Raw genomic sequence first — 15776 nt, 5'->3', positions numbered from 1 at the left:
GAGGGCAGCCGTTCACCTGATGGCGCCATATCGGATGCTGGAAGGGCGACGCGCAGTTCCGGGCGGAAGGCTGTTCAGGCGACCCGTGCTCCGGCGGCGAGTTGGACGGCGACGTCGATGATCATGTCTTCCTGGCCGCCGACGTAGCCGGCTTTGCCGATTTCTTCGAGGATTTGCCAGGCTGGGACGCCGTAGCGTTCTGCGGCGCGTTCGGCGTGGATGAGGAAGGAGGAGTAGACCCCGGCGTAGCCCTGCATGATGGAGGCGCGGTCCATGATGGGCATGCGGGTGATGATGGGTTTGACCACGTCTTCGGCGGCGGCCATGACCCCGTGGACGTCAACGCCGGTGCTGATGTTGAGCCGGTCGAAGGCGGCGGCGAGGACCTCTGTGGGTGAGTTTCCGGCTCCGGCGCCGAGGGCCAGGAGGGTTCCGTCGATCTGTTTGGCCCCGGCGCGGGCGGCGTAGACGGAGTTCGCGACGCCGAAGGACAGGTTCTGGTGTCCGTGGAACCCGACTTGGGCGTCGGTGCCGAGTTCGGCCACGAGTGCCGAGACGCGGTCGGAGACGTCTTCGAGGATCAGGGCGCCGGCGGAGTCGACGACGTAGACGCACTGGCAGCCGGCGTCGGCCATGATTCGTGCCTGTTTGGCGAGGTTTTCCGGGGTGGTGCGGTGCGAGAGCATGAGGAACCCGACGGTTTCCATGCCGAGCTTTCGGGCGTGCTGGAAATGCTGGATGGACACGTCCGCCTCGGTGCAGTGGGTAGCGATGCGTGCCACGGTGGCGCCGGCGTCGTGGGCCTGGTTCAGGTCGTGGATGGTGCCCAGGCCCGGGAGCATCAGCACCGCGATCTTCGCGTTCTTCGCTTCGTCAACGGCGGCCCGGACCAGGTCCAGTTCCGGGGTGAGGGAGAAACCGTAGTTGAAGGAGGAGCCGCCGAGGCCGTCGCCGTGGGTCACTTCGATCACTTCGATCTTGGCGTCGTCGAGGGCACGGACCACGGAGCGGACGTGCTCTTCGGTGAATTTGTGGCTCATGGCGTGGGAGCCGTCGCGCAGGGTCGTGTCCGTGAGCCGGACGCTGAGGTTTTGTGCTGTGGTGTCGGAGGTGGGGGTCATGGTTATGCTCCTACGGGGGTTGACGGTGTGGCGGCGTCCATGCGTTCGGCGAGCAGGTCAGCTGTCCGGGTCGCTGCGGCGGTGATGATGTCCAGGTTCCCGGCGTATTCGGGCAGGTAGTCGGCCGCTCCCTTGACCTGGACCCAGACGCCCACCCGGCCGTTGCCGTTCCAGTCGTCGCGGGCGGTATCGAATTGGGGTTCCACACGCAGGGAGTAGCCGGGGACGTAGTCCTGGATCTTCGTGACGGCCTCGTTGATGGCTGCGATGATCCGGTCCTGCAGCTCGCCGGGTTCGGCGGCTGTGGCGGGGATCGCGGCGTAGATGGTGTTGCGCATGATCATGGGCGGTTCGACCGGGTTGATGATGATGATCGCCTTGCCCCGTTTCGCGCCGCCAACCTCTTCCAAAGCCTTGGCCGTGGTTTCGGTGAACTCGTCCACGTTCGCGCGGGTTCCCGGACCGGCGGATTTGGAGGCAATGGAGGCGACGATCTCGGCGTAGTCCACGGGAACGACGGAGGAGATCGCGGCGACGATCGGGGTTGTAGCCTGCCCTGCGCAGGTGATCATGTTGACGTTCAGGACGTCCTGGAGTGCGTCCAGGTTCACCACGGGGCACAGGTACGGGCCTACGGCGGCCGGGGTCAGGTCGATCGCGTGGATACCCGCGGCCTTGTACTTGGGGGCGTTGGCCTCGTGCGCCTTGGCTGAGGTGCATTCGAACACGAAGTCCGGGAGTTCGTCCTGGGCAAGGAGCCAATCCACGCCCTCGGCAGAGGTGGTGATGCCGAGGCGGGCGGCGCGGGCGAGCCCGTCCGAGGCCGGGTCCACGCCAATCATGTACTTGACTTCAATGTTCTTGCTGCGGCGCATGATTTTGAACATCAGGTCGGTGCCGATGTTGCCTGAGCCGACGATGGCTGCTGTTTTCTTGGCCATGGTGGTGTCCTTAGTCTGTGAAGTGAATTGTCAGTGAGCCCAGGGGGCCGAAATCGGCCGTCGCGGTGCTGTTGGCTACGACCGGCATGGCTACCGTGAAGGAGCCGGGCAGGATCAGCTGGCCGACTTCGAGCGCCACGCCCTGCTCGCCGAGGACGTTGGCCAGCCAGGCCAGCGGCGCAAGGGGGTGCCCCATGACGTCCGCGCCGGTCCCGGTGCCGGTTACCTCCCCGTCGATCACCAGTGAGCAGGTGACATCCAGGAGCCCAGTGGGATCGGCGGGATCCAGCCACAGAGCGTGGGCACTCACTGCGATGGCACCGCAGGAGGCGTTGTCGGCGATGGTGTCGACGAGTTTGATGTCCCAGTCCCTGATCCGGGAGTCGATGATTTCGATGGCGGGGTAAATGGCGGCGATGGCGGCCGCCGCCTGCTCCAAGGTGACACCGGGGCCCTGAAGGGGCTCCTTCAGGACGAAACCGAGTTCCGGTTCCACCTTGGGCTGAATGAACTGGGAGGCCGGGATCCGGGCCTCATCATGGTGGACCATGTCCTCGAAGAAGAACCCGAAGTCCGGAGAATCAACGCCCAACTGCCGCTGCATGGCAAGGGATGTCAGCCCGACTTTGCGGCCGGCTAGTACCCGCCCGGCGGCAACGTGTTGCGCAAGCTGGGCCGTCTGGACATCGTAGGCGTCCTGGACGGTCATGTCCTGCAGCCGGTCCCGTAAAGGTGCCACTGGTACCAGGGTGCCGGTGGCCTCCAGCAGTTCCGCGGCGAGCTGGTCTTTCAGCTCGGTACGTGCGGTTTCGGTCTGTGTGCTCATCATTTCACCATCGCTGTGGTCACGCCGAAGCCGGCGATAAATTCGGGAATCGGGCGGTAGTACTCGGAGGTGACCGCGTAATCGCCTGCTGCTGCAAGCGCGTTGTAGGCGGCCACCCAGTTGCGGACTTCGTGGGCGGAGTTGCCGGCTGCGGCGGCCATGGCCGGGGCGGTCCAGGCGTCCAGCTTCTCCAGGTCCCCGGACGCGATGATGGCGAGGAATTCACGGTCCCATTCGGGGTTGAGGTCCATGATGCTGGCCTCACCTTTCGCGAACGCTGCGGCGGTGTCGATGACACGTTGCTGCCGTGCGTTGCGGGCGGCAGCCGTTGGGTGCCTGCCGTTGAGCAGCATTGCCTTCTGCTCCGGAGTCGCGGTGGCAATCTGGGGCACCGGCGGGTCGTGGGAAAGACCGCCGGAACCGATAATGAGGACCTTCCGGTCCAGCGTCTTGAGGTAAGTCCCGACGGCGGTGCCCAGCTGCCGCACGCGGCGCATCGACGCGAACGGCGGAGCCACCGAGTTGACGAAAATCGGTACTACCGGCTTGGCCGCAATGGAGCCGAAGAGTACCTCCAGGGGCTGGACGGCGCCGTGATCGATTTCCATCTTCAGCGAGATCGCAGCGTCCAGGTCGGCGTCGATGACTGCCTGGGCGAGGTCCCTGGCAATCTGCGTTGGGACGTTCAGTGGACCTTCCTCGGAACCGTAGTCGCCCACGGAAACGGCTTCGTAGCCGATGCAGAACGGCGGCATCAGCTCATAGAAGAAGCCGTTGTAGTGGTCCGGCGCGAAGGACACGACAAGGTCCGGGTCGAAGTCCTCGACGAACTTGCGCGCCACCGCGAAGGCGGCGTCGACGTCGTTCTGGATTTCTTCCGGCGGTTCGGTGACCTCCAGAAGCGGGCTATGCGACATGCAGACGAGTGCGAGCGTCATGGCTGGCTCCTTCCTTGAAAGACATTGCGGTGAGGATGGCTGAGAGAGTGCGAGGGGCGTCCTGCGCAAGGCAGGCACCGGCAACAAAGCGGTCCGGGCGGATGAAAAGGACCGGGGTGGGGCGGTCATCGAACCACTTCTTGAGGCGGCCTTCGGCGTCGCCAACGACGATCACGTCGTGGCTGTAGCGCTCTTCGGCCCAGTTGCGCTGGGATTCGGGAACGACGGCGACAAAAGTGGCACCGAGTGCCTCCAACGTTGCCAGTTCCACAGAGCTGAACATGCCTTTGGGGTTATTGCCCCACGCCAGCACGGTCCACCATTTGCCGATGGCGTCATCAAGCCGGATGCCCTGCGCGCCCTTGGTGTTGACCCGGGGCTGGATGAACTGCACACCGACTGCCGAGTTGAGGTTATTGGCCGTCAGGACGGGAATCAGCTTGCTGGTGAGCCGTGCCGCAGCAGTACCGGGGGCAGCGGACGTGGGGTCCACAACAACGCCTTTGGTGTACCGCGGCATCGGCTTGAAACGCATCTCCGAGAAATACGACTTCACCTGCGGGAACAGGTTCAGGACCGCTGCTGTCGCATCGCGGGCACCCACCACCACCGGGTTGGTGGGCTTGATGATCGCACCCAGGGTCAGGGAGAGGTCGATCATGGCCTTGGCGTGGTCACGGCGCTCGTCCTCATAAGTGTCGAGAAGCCCCTCCCCCGCCTGGCCCCGAAGCACGGTGGACAGTTTCCAGGCGAGGTTGGTGGCGTCCCGGACGCCGGAGTTCCAGCCCTGGCCCATCCAGACTGGCATCAGGTGAGCGGCGTCGCCGGCGACAAGCTGGCGGCCCTTGCGGAACGTACCGGCGATCCTGCCGTGGTGCGTAAAGACGCGTTCGCGGATCACTTCCAGATCGCCCGGGTTGGGGACGTGGTCCTTGAGCAGGTTGTAGATAAACTTCTTGTCCGTGACCTGCTCGTCGGTTTCGTGATCGAAGAGCATAAACTCCCAGCGCCGGATCGAGTGCGCCAGCCCGATCGACACGTAGGGGCGTTTCGGGTCCGCGCCGAGGAAAACGTTTGGGGTGCCCAGGGGGTCGTTCTCGACGTCGACCACGAGCCAGCGGGTCGACGGTGACTGGCCGTCAAAGGTTGTCCCAAGCCTTTTGCGGGTCGGTGACTTTCCGCCTTCGCAACCCACTAAATACCTGGCTTTGATTCGTTTGACCGCCGTGGTGCCACCGTTGTTGTATTCGACGCTGGCGATGACGGCGTCGGCTGTTTCCATTGCATCCACCACTGTGTGGCTGAAGTGCGCGGTGACGGATGCGAAGCGGTCCAGGCCGTCGAACAGTGCGCGGTCCACCAGTGGCTGGACGAAACCGTTTTTGCGGGGCCAGCCGAACTCGTCGGCCCTGGGCTCGTTGGTCATGATCACCTTGCCCCGGCCGTTGACCAGCCGCATGATGTGCTGGGCGGTGGTGTGCGGCAGGACTGTTTCCGTTAGGCCGACGGTCTGGACCGAGCGGAGCGATTCGTCGTCGATACCGACTCCGCGTGGGTAGTCGATCAACTCGGGCAGCTGTTCCACAAGGGTGACGTCCTGGCCGTACATGCCGAGCAGGTTGGCGAGCATAAGCCCCACCGGACCGGCGCCCACCACCAGGACGTTTGTTTCAATATCGAAGTCGTTGCTTGTCATTTTGGTGCTTTCGCGTCGTTGCAGCTGGGCGCCTAGCGGGCCAGCATGAAGTCAAGGAAGATCTTGTTGAACGTGGCCGGATCCTCGTACTGGGGCCAGTGGCCGCAGTTTTCCATGATGGCCAGTTCACTGTTGGGGATGAGACCGGCGATCCGGCGTCCTTCATCCACCGGGCCGGAGGGGTCCTTCGTGGTCCACAGCACCAAAGCCGGGACCTTGATCTGGGCAAGGGCCTCGTCCGTCAGCATGTTGCGCTTTCGCGTCTCGGGGTTCTGGAGAGCCATGTTGGCTTCACAGGCTTTCAGCCAGCCCGGCTGCTGGAAGATGGCCTGGCGGGTGCGGATCAGGTCGTCCGTGACCATGGAAGGATCGGCCATGAGCCATTCGAGCCGGGTTTTCACGCGGTCCCAGGAAGGGTCCTTGGCAGCTTCCATGGACAGCGTGTAGAGACGTTCCATCACTACCGGGTTGGCCATCGTCCCGCCCATGGTGTTCAGGAAGATGCGTTCGACCTTTTCCGGGTAGTCGATGGCGAACTGTGCCGTGACCCAGCCGCCGAGCGATTCGCCGGTGAGGTACGCCTTCTCGACGCCGATTGCGTCCATGAACCCGAGGAGTTGCTCGATGTAGTGCTTGATTTCCAGGGGGTGTTCAGGCTTGGTGCTGTAGCCATGGCCGATGAAGTCGATGGCCCACACGTCGAAGTGTTCCGACAGGGGCTGGAGGTTGCGGACGTATGCCTCGGCGTGGCCGGTGATGCCGTGCATGGCGATCAGCGTGGGCTTTGAGGAGTCCCCTGCATGCAGGTAGCGGGTCCGGTAGGGACCGGCCTGGATGTAGCCCTGGCTGAATTCAGTCTGGGCAAGGTCGGACCAGACGCTGGTGTACGGATGCTGTGTCATAGCTAAACTCCCTAGATTGTGTATTTATCGCACAAGCAAAGGCGATAATTGCACTTCGATGCCGACATCGAATCACTGCGGTGACGTGGGTGTCTATGGCAGTTTGCCGGCTAGTGGAATGTCCTGAAGTTTCACGTATTTCTGCAGTCCAAAACTCAGCCGAGACGGCTGGAAATACGCTCGGCCGCGGCAACAATGGCCGTGGCGGCGCCTTCCGCGACTTCCCTCCGGGTCGTGATGAGGTTGATACAGGCGGCAAGATCCGGTCCAGAACCTTTGATAGGGGCGGCCAGGCCGTACATGTTGGGTTCAACTTCACCGAAGGTGATGGCAAAGCCGTTGGCCCTGGCAATCCGGACATCTTCGGCTTCTGAGGACAACGGTGGCTGGCTTGCTTGGATCGCAAGTCCTGCGGCTCCACGGTTGAGCGGGTGCCGGCTTCCCTGGGCAAATGAGACATGGTACGAGGGGCCCCGCGGCTCTACTACGGCAAGTGCCACCGCGTCGCTTCCCTCCCTAATGAGCAGCGAGACCGTCGATGCCAGGTCATTGGCCACATCGTGCAGAACCGGGAGGGCCGCGGCACGAATCGCATCATGCGCTGCAGAGGTGAGGTGGAGCAACCCTGCCGCGCCGCGGTAGCGGTTGTCGTCGCTTCGGTGTATTAGCTTCGCGTCGCTCAGCGTGTTGAGGATGCGGTAGGCGATAGTGCGGTGCACACCCAGAAGCTCGGCGACGTCATTGATCGCAAGCCCGTCGCGTGCGTCGGCGATTGCCTTCAAGGCCTCCAGTCCGCGGGCAAGTGTCTGGGAGCCAACGGTCCTTGACGGGCTGCCGGGCAGTTCTGTAGTCACATGGACATCCTAGTGACGAGAGAAAACCGGGTTTCACATTTTCCTGGTGTCGTAACGCATGCCCGGTACGGCAGGGCCACTTCTTTTGTCATCGAGTGGTTTCGTAGTTGTACCAGCCGTTCCCGCTTTTGCGCCCGAGCCTCCCTGTTTCATACATTTCCTGCATGATCGGGTGGGGCAGGTCTGCGGGGTCGCCGGTTTCCTCGTAGGTGGCTTGGGCAATCATGCAGTTGACGTCGAGCCCTACCAGATCCATGAGTTCGAAGGGACCCATGGGGTGCCCCAGTGCCGTTCTGGCGGCTGTGTCGATGTCCTCAATGCTGGCCACGCCGGAACTGTACAGATTCAGTGCTTCATCGCGGAGTACGCCCATCAGCCGGTTGGCCACGAAACCGGGGACTTCCTGGTTGAGCAGGACCGGTTGCTTCCCGATGGAGCGGACCAGGTCCATGACTGTATCTATTGTCTCCTGCGATGTCTGCGGGTGGCGGACCACTTCGACGCATTTCATCACCAGTGCAGGGTTGAAGAAGTGCACGTTGCAGACACGTTCCGGACGGCCGGTGACTGAAGCCACCTTTGAGGAACCGTAGGTCGAGGAATTGGTGGCAAGGATGGCATGGGCCGGGACGGCTCGGTCAAGGTCAGCGAATATCTGCTGCTTGATTTCCAGCTTTTCCGTGGCGGCTTCAATCACGAAGTCCGCAGTTGATGCGGCTTGATCGAGGTCGGTACTGAGGCTGAGCCGGCCCAGGGCTTCCTCGGCGGACGCCTGGGTCATGCGGCCTTTGGTGACGGCGGCGCCCATGCGGTCGGTGAGCTGGGCGTTGGCTCTTGCCAGTCCGGACTCTGCTACATCCTGGATGGTGACGTCATGCCCGGCCAGGGCAAAGACCATGGCGATCTGGGAGCCCATGGCGCCGGCGCCGACAACGAGGATGCGTTGGATCTGAGGACGTGAGGGATCAGGACTGGGCATCCTTGCCTCCGCGCAGGTAGACGGTTGTGGTGTGTGAGAAGAATTCCCTGGCGGCTTCGCCCTGTTCCTTGGGCCCGTAGCCGCTCTTCTTGGCTCCGCCGAAGGGAACGTGGGGATCGGCCCCGGCTGATTCGGAGTTGATGTGCAGGATCCCGACGTCGATCTCATCCATGGCTGACAGGGCTGTGGTCAAGTCTTGGGTAAACAGCGCGGCCGAGAGGCCGAATTCGCTGTCGTTGGCCACCTCAAAGGCTTCCTGGGTTGATTGGGCACGGCGAACGCTCAGCACTGGGCCGAAAAGCTCTTCGGTCCACACATTCTGCGTTCCGTCGCCGGGCAGTTCCAGAACGGTTGGGGCAATGAAGTGGCCTTCGGCCAGGGCGCCCTCGCTGTAGGGGTGGCCGCCGGCGAGGAGGCTGGCTCCTTGCGCGAGTGCGGTGTCGATTCCCTGCTGGATGGACTTGCGTGCGGAGGCATTGATGACGGGGCCCATCTCGGTTCCGGCAGCGGTCGGATCCCCTAGGGACAGGTTTGCAGCCCGCTTACCAAGTTCGGCCAGAAACTCGTCGGCGATATCCTCGGCGACAATCAGGCGGGAGGTCGCTGTGCATTTTTGTCCCGATGACCTGAAGGCGCCAAGCATCACCTGTTCGACCGCCAGGTCAAGGTCCGCGTCGGCGAGGACGACGGCGGCATTTTTTCCGCCCATTTCGGCCTGCACGGGAACACCGCGGCCGGCGGCTTTGGAGGCCAGGTTCCTGCCCACACCGGTGGACCCGGTAAATGTCAGTCCGTCCAGCGCGGGATGTTCAACAATGCTGTTGCCCACCGAGCCCGGGCCTATCAGGAGGTTAAGTACACCCGCTGGAAGGCCGGCCGCGCTGAGTGCCTGCGCCAGCCGCATGGCCAGCAGCGGCACTGTGCTGGCCGGTTTCCAGACCACCGTGTTCCCGTAGGTCAAGGCGGGGGCGATTTTCCATGCCGGGATGGCAATTGGGAAATTGAACGGGGTTACTACCCCGATCACGCCTAACGGTTTTCGCGTTACCAGGATCTTTTCGCCGCGCCGGGGTGAGGAATAGATTCCGCCGGCCGCGCGGTCGCCGTCGTTCCCGTAATAGCGGAGGATCTGTGCGGCCCGTAAGACTTCGCCTTCGCCTTCAGGACGGGTCTTGCCTTCCTCGCGGGCCAGTTCAAGTCCGAGGTCTGATGCGGACTCCTCCAGGATGGCTGCTGCGCGGAGCAGCACGGCACCCCGTTCATGGGCCGGGGTTCGGGCCCAGTCCCGCTTGGCTGCGGTAGCCGCTGCCATGGCCCGGTCGACCTCAGCCTCGCCTGCCTGGAGGCCGTGGGCGACGGTCTCATCGGGGAGGGCCGGGTTGTTGCTGGCCAGGGGGCCAGCGGTCCCGTCTTGCCAGGCCCCATCGATGAGGTGTTGAAGCTGGATGGCTGTTGTCATGGGGTTGCTCTCTCAGCGAAAGGCGTGAATGCCGGTGATCTTGTTTCCGAGGATCAGTGTGTGGACCTCGTCGGTGCCTTCATAGGTGCGGACCGATTCCAGGTTGTTCGCGTGGCGCAACGGCGAGTAGTCCAGGGTGATGCCGTTTCCGCCCAGCATGGCGCGTGCATCGCGACAGATTTTGATGGCCTCGCGGCAGTTGTTGAGCTTGCCCACCGAGATCTGGTGCGGTTCCAGCATCCCGGCGTCTTTGAGTCGGCCCAAGTGCAGGGCGAGCAGGAATCCCTTGTTGATTTCCAGTGCCATGTTGACGAGTTTTTCCTGAGTGAGCTGGTAGCCGGCGAGCGGCTTGTCGAACTGCAGGCGTTCCTGGGCGTAGGCCAGAGCGGTGGCGTAGCTGTCCCGCGCCGCACCCATGGCGCCCCAGATAATGCCGTAGCGCGCTTCGTTCAGGCACTCGAAGGGTCCCCTCAAGCCTTTGGCGTTCGGCAGCATAGCGTCCGCAGGCAAACGTACGTCCGTGAGCTCAATGTCGCATTGGATGGAGGCCCGCATGGAGAGCTTCTGTTCGATCGGCGTCGCAGTGAATCCCGGCGTGTCAGTGGGCACAATGAACCCGCGGACGCCGTCATCAGTCTGAGCCCAGATAACCGTGAGCTTGGCCACGGAGGCGAGGCCGATCCAGCGTTTGGAGCCGTTGATGATCCAGTCCTCGCCGTCCCTGCGTGCGAAGGTCTTCATCGCGCCCGGGTCCGAGCCTGCCGTCGGCTCGGTCAGCCCGAACGAGCCGATCGCTTCACCGGCAGCCATCTGGGGCAGCCATTCCTGTTTTTGTTCTTCGGAGCCGTGCTTGTAAATGGCGCTCATGGCCAGGGAGCCCTGGACGCTGACAAAGGTGCGGAGGCCCGAGTCGCCTGCTTCCAGCTCAGCGCCGGCCAGGCCGTATTCGACGGCGGAGCGGCCGGCACAGCCGTAGCCCTTCAAGTGCATGCCGAGGAGGCCAAGTTTGGCCATTTCGGGGACAATTTCCAGCGGAAAGACGGCGGACTCGTACCAGGCGGCGATGTTGGGCTTGATGGTCGAGTCGACGAAGGAACGTACGGAGTTTCGGAGCGCGATCTCGTCCGGGCTGAGCAGGGTGTCGAAGTTGAGCAGATCTGTTGAGTCAGTCATGGCTTCCTTGGGTGCAGTGTTCGGGGGGCTGGTTCGAGGTATCGGCAGGAAGAGTCATAAGTCAGCTGCCTGTTTTGTGCCGGAAGCGGCAGTGCGGCCGGTCGCGGACTCGGTAAGCCACCGCCGCACTGATTCGCTGTGCTCGCCTAGAGCAGGGGGCGCTGTCCGGCGCTGTTCGAGCGGGGGTGTCCAGGTGATCGGATGGCGGATCTGGCGCCCGGTGATTTCGCCGCTGGCATCATGGACGGGGATCGTCGGCTCCAGCCCCAGCGATTCGGCGAACTCCAACGATTCCTTGATGGTGGCCACCTGCCCCGCGGGAACACCTGCGCGGTTTAAAGTGTCCTGCCAATATTGGGCACCGGCGCGGGCCAGGGCATCCTCCAGTAGCGGGATCAGGTCCAGGCGGTTCCCGACCCTGGCGTTGTTGGTCTGGAAGCGCTCGTCCACGGCCAGTCTGCTGAGGCCCAGGGCGCCGCAGAGCTTGACGAACTGGCCATCGTTTCCGCAGGCAACTGCCAGGGGGCCGTCCGCGCATTGCAGCAGCTGGTAAGGGACGATCGAGGGGTGGTCGTTTCCCATCCTGGCCGGCACCTTTCCGGCGCCCAGGAAGCTTTGGCCTTGATTCGCCAGTGCTCCTTGCAGGCTTGAGAGGAGGTTGACTTCTATCAGGGCACCCATCCCCGAGCGGTGGCGTTCGTTGAGTGCTGCCAGTACCCCGATGGTTGCGTCCTTGGCCGTGAGGACATCCACGAGTGCCACACCCGCCTTGGTGGGGTCGCCGTCAGCCTGCCCGGTGATGCTCATCAGGCCTCCCAGCGCCTGGACTACGAAGTCGTAGCCAAGCAGGTCTGCTCCTCCGCCGCTGCCGAACCCGGTGACTGACACATAGATCAGTCCGGGGTTCTCTGCTGCAAGTTCGGTGTAGCCCAGTCCCAGCCTGGCCATGCCGCTTGGTTTGAAGTTTTCGACGACGATGTCGGCTCTGCGGCTCAGCTCACGGGCTGTTTCCCGGTCATCCGGGTCCGCGAGATCGAGGCAGATGGATTCCTTATTGCGGTTCACGCTTTCGAAGTAGGTCGCCCCGGTTGGTGAGAAGGGAGGCCCCCAGCTTCGGGTGTCATCGCCGGCACCGGGACGTTCGATCTTGATGACCCGCGCTCCCAAGTCCGCCAGCGTCATGGTTGCCAAGGGCCCGGCCAGGACGCGCGAAAAGTCGGCGACGATGATGCCATCCAACGGCCGCTGGTGAGCATTTGGGCGCGGCTCAGCGTGAGGTAACAACGGGGGGTCCTTTCGAAGATGTGCCGGTCGCGAGGTGAGGAGGCGTCGTCTTAGCTGGCTGCCGGCGCGGCCACCGACCCGGCCGAGCTGGGAATATCGCCGTGCCGGATTTCCTGGTACACCCGGGTGCGGAGTTGGGCGAATTCCCGGGTCGCCTTGGTACTGATCTGATCGCGCTCCGTGCCCAAGTGGGTTTCAATGAGGTCGACAACCTGCGTCGGTTTGTTACCCAGAACCAGAACACGATCGGCGAGGTAAACGGCCTCGTCAATATCGTGGGTGACGAGCACGATCGTTATGCCCAGGTGGTTTTTCAGCTTCAGCGTCAGATCCTCCAAATCTCCTCGGGTCTGTGCGTCCACCGAGGCGAACGGTTCGTCCATGAGGACGATCGCCGGCGCGTAGGCCAGGGCACGTGCGATGGCGACGCGCTGCTGCATTCCGCCTGACAACTGCCATGGGTACTTTTCGACGTGGTCTTTGAGCCCGACCTCGATCAGTGCTTCCATTGCCTTCTTTTTGCGTTCGGCCTTGTCTTTGGTCGCTGAGCGCAGGGGAAGCATCACGTTGTCCAGGACGGAGAGCCAGGGCATGAGCGAACGGGAGTAATCCTGGAAGACGATAGCCATTTCAGCGGGGGGTTCCGTGACCATCTTGCCTCGGAGCGACACCGTCCCACGGGTGGGGTTGATAAGCCCCGACAGGCACTGCAGAAGGGTGGTTTTGCCGGCACCGGACGGTCCGACGATGCACATAAACTCGCCTGAGCGGAGGGTGACACTGATGTCACCGAGCACCTGATGGTCACCATAGCTTTTACCGAGATTCTCGACGACGAGCAGCTCGTCCGTTTGCGCCGGGACGCGGCCCGCGAGCGGGGTTTGAGAGTTGTTCATGTCAGGCTCCTAAGCGTTCTTCTTGTTGTGCCAGTCGAGGACCCGGGCCTCAACCAGCCGGAATCCGAAATTGAGGAGATAGCCCAGCACGCCCAGCATCACAATTCCGGACCACATGTTCAGCACCTTGAAGGTGCGCTGAGAGTCGAGAATGAAATAGCCGACGCCGCCCGGGGAGCCAATCATCTCGGTGACCACCATGACAACTGCCGCGATGGCCAGGGCTACCCGTGCACCGGCAAATATCTGCGGTGCCGCGTTGGGGATATAAATAAAGCGGATTTTGTCCTTAAGCGGGATGCGGTAGCTACTGGCCATCCGGAGGAGCACGGGCTCCACCGAACGCACGCCGTCAATGGTGTTCAGCAGGATTGGCCACATGGAGGCAAGGGCGATCATGAAGACCTTCATTCCGTCACCGATGCCGAGGAAGATAATGGCGATTGGCAGCAGTGCAACCCCTGGCGTGGACCTCAGGAACTCCAGCAGCGGCCGGATCGCTTCTTCGAAACGGGGCAGAAGTCCCAGTAGGACGCCGCCGATGACGCCAACAAGCAGGGCGAGTATGAAACCGGTCAGGATCCGCGACAGGCTCGGGAGCATGTTTTCGACGATCCCGTCGAAGAACCACAGTTTGTTCACGGTCTCAAGGATCTTGGCCAGTGGCGGGAAATAGAAGGATTTGCTGCCCGCGGACAGTACAATCCAGAGGATGATGAGAACTAGCGGGAGCCAGATTTCCCAAGCGAGAGCTGTGAGGCGTTTCATTCGGAACGCTCCCCTCGAATAATCGGGTGCCACCAGAGCACTCGGCGTTGGAACAGGACGAGAGCGGTATTGATCAGGAGTCCGATCATGCCGGCGGTGATCGCATAAGCGAATACCTCGGGCCGTTTGAAGGACTGTTCCATGTGGGACAGTTCCAATCCAAGCCCTGGTGCCCCGCCGATATATTCGGCGGAGATGGTCATGAGCAGGGCCATCGTGGCTGCGAGGCGCATTCCGGTGGAGACGAGCAGGGTCACACTCGGCGCCCAGAGGAAACGCAAACGGTCCATGGTCGAAATCCGGAATACACGGAACACCCACTTCAGCAGAGGTTCCACCTGCTTGGCCGCGTACATCGACTGGATGAGCAGGGGCCAGATTGCGGCCAGGACGATCATCGTGATCTCCATTCGGCTCGTTGCCCCGAAAAGCAGGAGAACAAGCGGCAGGAGGGCAATAGTCGGGATGGTTCTGAAGAAGTCGATGACCCATCGAGTGCTTTGAGTGGCCCGCACCGAAACCCCGATCAGCAGTCCTGCCGGGATTCCGATCACTGCACAGAGCGCCAGCCCGATGGCCCAGACCTGCAAAGTGTTACTCAGGGCGGCCCAGTATGCACTGGTACCCCATAGTCCGGCCAGCGCAGCGAAAACGGTCACCGGCGCGGGAAGGCTGTCGCTGTCCATAAGCGGGCTCATGGAGAGGAGCTGCCACAGGATCAGGACGGTAGCGATGGCGATCACCTTCGTTCCAATGCCCACCCGTCGTCGCTCCGAGGGGTCGGAACCCCTTTTTCGCGATTCTTCCCGGGCGCCGGCCAGAACTGCCGGTTTACTCTTTGCGGTCATTTCGCTCATTTGAGATCAGCGAGGAGGTCCTCGGCCTTGGGCTTGTCGGTCAGGATGCCGTATTTGACGGCGAGGTCGGAGATCTTGTCAATTTGGGCGGGTGTCGCTGCTGCAGCGCCAAAGGTCTGGAAGAAGGCGTTGTTGAGCTGTTCCGGGGTGTACTTGAGCTCCGACTGGGCTACCTTGGAGGCGAGTTCGCGGTTTCCGTTGACCTCTTTGGCGGCCGCGTAAACGCTGTCAGCAAAGTTTTTCACGGTGTTCGGGTTCTTGGCTATGAATTCCTCCGTGGCCACGTAGACGGAACTGGGAACTCCCTTGTTACCCGGCGCGTCCGTGTTGTGGACCAGCTTGACCTTGCCTGCGGCGATGGAGCTGGACATCAGGGGCTCAGCCGGAGTGGACGCAACTACAGTGCCCTGCATGACCAGGTCGATCGTCTGCGCGGAGGGGACCTCGACGAATTCGATCTTGGAGGAGTCTCCGCCTGCGGCGTCGACGAAGGCCCGGATGTTCATCCACGTTTGGGTCTTGATTGCCGGCACACCGACCTTCTGGCCGACCAGACCCGTGGGCGAACTGATGGCGCTATCAGCCTTGGTCACGACGCCGGCCGCAGACATGGCGCCATTCTCTCCGTTGGTGGACTGCTCGCCATTCACCGCGATGATCTTCACCGGCAGGCCTTGGCTGCGGGCCTGCATAAAGGTGATGGTATCCATCTGAGCTACCTGCAGCTCCCCACTGAGGAGCTGGGGCACGGCATCGTTGGCGGATTTGTTCACAACCGGAGTCACTTTGAGTCCATCGCTAGTGAAATTTCCCTGGCTGATGGCTATGCGGAGCCCCAGCCCGGACAAAGTAGGGGTTGCCCCGACTTTGAGGTCTTTGACCTGCTCGGCAGCGGCCGGCGTGGCATCCCCCGACGAAGCACAGGCTCCGAGGCTCAAGGCGAGGGCAAGGCCCGCTGCGGCGGCTGTGACGCGGCGGGCTTTGGAGGAGGTTTTTGTCATGACGGGCATTGTGGAACTCCGGACTGTGGTGAGCGGGATATTGTGCTATGCATCACTTATGTAGTGGTTGGTACAGAATCT

General features: G+C 62.6%; 15 protein-coding genes. All 15 read right to left on the bottom strand.

Features of this window, described 5'->3' with window-relative positions:
- Window positions 1–74: 74 nt before the first annotated feature.
- Window positions 75–1121, bottom strand: a complete 1047-nt coding sequence (gene dmpG, locus AB4Y73_RS13425; RefSeq protein WP_441872339.1) for a 4-hydroxy-2-oxovalerate aldolase — start codon at window positions 1119–1121, stop codon at window positions 75–77.
- Window positions 1122–1123: 2 nt separating this feature from the next.
- Window positions 1124–2062 (bottom strand): acetaldehyde dehydrogenase (acetylating), encoded by a 939-nt coding sequence (locus AB4Y73_RS13420; RefSeq protein ID WP_441872337.1) that lies wholly within the window; start codon window positions 2060–2062, stop codon window positions 1124–1126.
- 10 nt (window positions 2063–2072) lie between these two features.
- The gene (locus AB4Y73_RS13415) at window positions 2073–2888 is read right to left on the bottom strand and encodes a 2-keto-4-pentenoate hydratase (RefSeq protein ID WP_441872336.1); all 816 of its coding nucleotides are present in this window, start codon (window positions 2886–2888) and stop codon (window positions 2073–2075) included.
- A complete protein-coding gene (locus AB4Y73_RS13410; protein WP_441872334.1) occupies window positions 2888–3826 on the bottom strand; it encodes a 3-carboxyethylcatechol 2,3-dioxygenase in 939 nt (312 codons plus the stop codon). Before AB4Y73_RS13410 ends, AB4Y73_RS13415 begins: the two co-directional genes overlap by 1 nt.
- Window positions 3795–5522 (bottom strand): bifunctional 3-(3-hydroxy-phenyl)propionate/3-hydroxycinnamic acid hydroxylase, encoded by a 1728-nt coding sequence (locus tag AB4Y73_RS13405; RefSeq protein ID WP_441872332.1) that lies wholly within the window; start codon window positions 5520–5522, stop codon window positions 3795–3797. Before AB4Y73_RS13405 ends, AB4Y73_RS13410 begins: the two co-directional genes overlap by 32 nt.
- 32 nt (window positions 5523–5554) lie before the next feature.
- On the bottom strand, window positions 5555–6424 hold the full coding sequence (locus tag AB4Y73_RS13400; protein ID WP_441872330.1) for an alpha/beta fold hydrolase: 870 nt from the start codon (window positions 6422–6424) through the stop codon (window positions 5555–5557).
- A gap of 155 nt (window positions 6425–6579) precedes the next feature.
- Window positions 6580–7278 carry an IclR family transcriptional regulator gene (locus AB4Y73_RS13395; protein WP_441872328.1) on the bottom strand — a complete coding sequence of 233 codons (699 nt, stop codon included), beginning with the start codon at window positions 7276–7278 and terminating at the stop codon, window positions 6580–6582.
- Between the two features lie 88 nt (window positions 7279–7366).
- Window positions 7367–8257 (bottom strand): 3-hydroxyacyl-CoA dehydrogenase family protein, encoded by an 891-nt coding sequence (locus AB4Y73_RS13390; protein WP_441872326.1) that lies wholly within the window; start codon window positions 8255–8257, stop codon window positions 7367–7369.
- Window positions 8244–9716 carry an aldehyde dehydrogenase family protein gene (locus AB4Y73_RS13385; RefSeq protein ID WP_441872324.1) on the bottom strand — a complete coding sequence of 491 codons (1473 nt, stop codon included), beginning with the start codon at window positions 9714–9716 and terminating at the stop codon, window positions 8244–8246. Before AB4Y73_RS13385 ends, AB4Y73_RS13390 begins: the two co-directional genes overlap by 14 nt.
- A gap of 12 nt (window positions 9717–9728) precedes the next feature.
- Entirely contained in the window at window positions 9729–10889 is a 1161-nt protein-coding gene (locus tag AB4Y73_RS13380) for an acyl-CoA dehydrogenase family protein (protein ID WP_441872322.1), read from the bottom strand.
- Between the two features lie 54 nt (window positions 10890–10943).
- Window positions 10944–12119 carry a CaiB/BaiF CoA transferase family protein gene (locus AB4Y73_RS13375; protein ID WP_441872475.1) on the bottom strand — a complete coding sequence of 392 codons (1176 nt, stop codon included), beginning with the start codon at window positions 12117–12119 and terminating at the stop codon, window positions 10944–10946.
- 104 nt (window positions 12120–12223) lie between these two features.
- Entirely contained in the window at window positions 12224–13069 is an 846-nt protein-coding gene (locus AB4Y73_RS13370; RefSeq protein WP_441872320.1) for an ABC transporter ATP-binding protein, read from the bottom strand.
- Window positions 13070–13078: 9 nt separating this feature from the next.
- Window positions 13079–13837: an ABC transporter permease gene (locus AB4Y73_RS13365; RefSeq protein ID WP_441872318.1), complete on the bottom strand. Its 759-nt coding sequence runs from the start codon at window positions 13835–13837 to the stop codon at window positions 13079–13081.
- The gene (locus AB4Y73_RS13360; RefSeq protein WP_441872316.1) at window positions 13834–14685 is read right to left on the bottom strand and encodes an ABC transporter permease; all 852 of its coding nucleotides are present in this window, start codon (window positions 14683–14685) and stop codon (window positions 13834–13836) included. Before AB4Y73_RS13360 ends, AB4Y73_RS13365 begins: the two co-directional genes overlap by 4 nt.
- 5 nt (window positions 14686–14690) lie before the next feature.
- Window positions 14691–15695 (bottom strand): ABC transporter substrate-binding protein, encoded by a 1005-nt coding sequence (locus AB4Y73_RS13355; protein WP_441872314.1) that lies wholly within the window; start codon window positions 15693–15695, stop codon window positions 14691–14693.
- Window positions 15696–15776 lie beyond the last annotated feature (81 nt).

This window comes from Pseudarthrobacter sp. TAF60_1 (assembly GCF_052113505.1).
Lineage (GTDB): Bacteria > Actinomycetota > Actinomycetes > Actinomycetales > Micrococcaceae > Arthrobacter.
The sequence above is the reverse complement of the archived record's forward strand: the minus strand, read 5'-3'. Positions and strand labels throughout refer to the sequence as shown.

Bases quoted from the DNA above. Each gene is read 5' to 3' on its own strand.
- AB4Y73_RS13410 (WP_441872334.1), bottom strand. From the start codon at position 3,826: ATGACGCTCGCACTCGTCTGCATGTCGCATAGCCCGCTTCTGGAGGTC.
- AB4Y73_RS13385 (WP_441872324.1), bottom strand. From the start codon at position 9,716: ATGACAACAGCCATCCAGCTTCAACACCTCATCGATGGGGCCTGGCAA.
- AB4Y73_RS13365 (WP_441872318.1), bottom strand. From the start codon at position 13,837: ATGAAACGCCTCACAGCTCTCGCTTGGGAAATCTGGCTCCCGCTAGTT.
- dmpG (WP_441872339.1), bottom strand. From the start codon at position 1,121: ATGACCCCCACCTCCGACACCACAGCACAAAACCTCAGCGTCCGGCTC.
- AB4Y73_RS13420 (WP_441872337.1), bottom strand. From the start codon at position 2,062: ATGGCCAAGAAAACAGCAGCCATCGTCGGCTCAGGCAACATCGGCACC.
- AB4Y73_RS13390 (WP_441872326.1), bottom strand. From the start codon at position 8,257: ATGCCCAGTCCTGATCCCTCACGTCCTCAGATCCAACGCATCCTCGTT.
- AB4Y73_RS13380 (WP_441872322.1), bottom strand. From the start codon at position 10,889: ATGACTGACTCAACAGATCTGCTCAACTTCGACACCCTGCTCAGCCCG.
- AB4Y73_RS13370 (WP_441872320.1), bottom strand. From the start codon at position 13,069: ATGAACAACTCTCAAACCCCGCTCGCGGGCCGCGTCCCGGCGCAAACG.
- AB4Y73_RS13405 (WP_441872332.1), bottom strand. From the start codon at position 5,522: ATGACAAGCAACGACTTCGATATTGAAACAAACGTCCTGGTGGTGGGC.
- AB4Y73_RS13360 (WP_441872316.1), bottom strand. From the start codon at position 14,685: ATGACCGCAAAGAGTAAACCGGCAGTTCTGGCCGGCGCCCGGGAAGAA.
- AB4Y73_RS13400 (WP_441872330.1), bottom strand. From the start codon at position 6,424: ATGACACAGCATCCGTACACCAGCGTCTGGTCCGACCTTGCCCAGACT.
- AB4Y73_RS13355 (WP_441872314.1), bottom strand. From the start codon at position 15,695: ATGACAAAAACCTCCTCCAAAGCCCGCCGCGTCACAGCCGCCGCAGCG.
- AB4Y73_RS13415 (WP_441872336.1), bottom strand. From the start codon at position 2,888: ATGAGCACACAGACCGAAACCGCACGTACCGAGCTGAAAGACCAGCTC.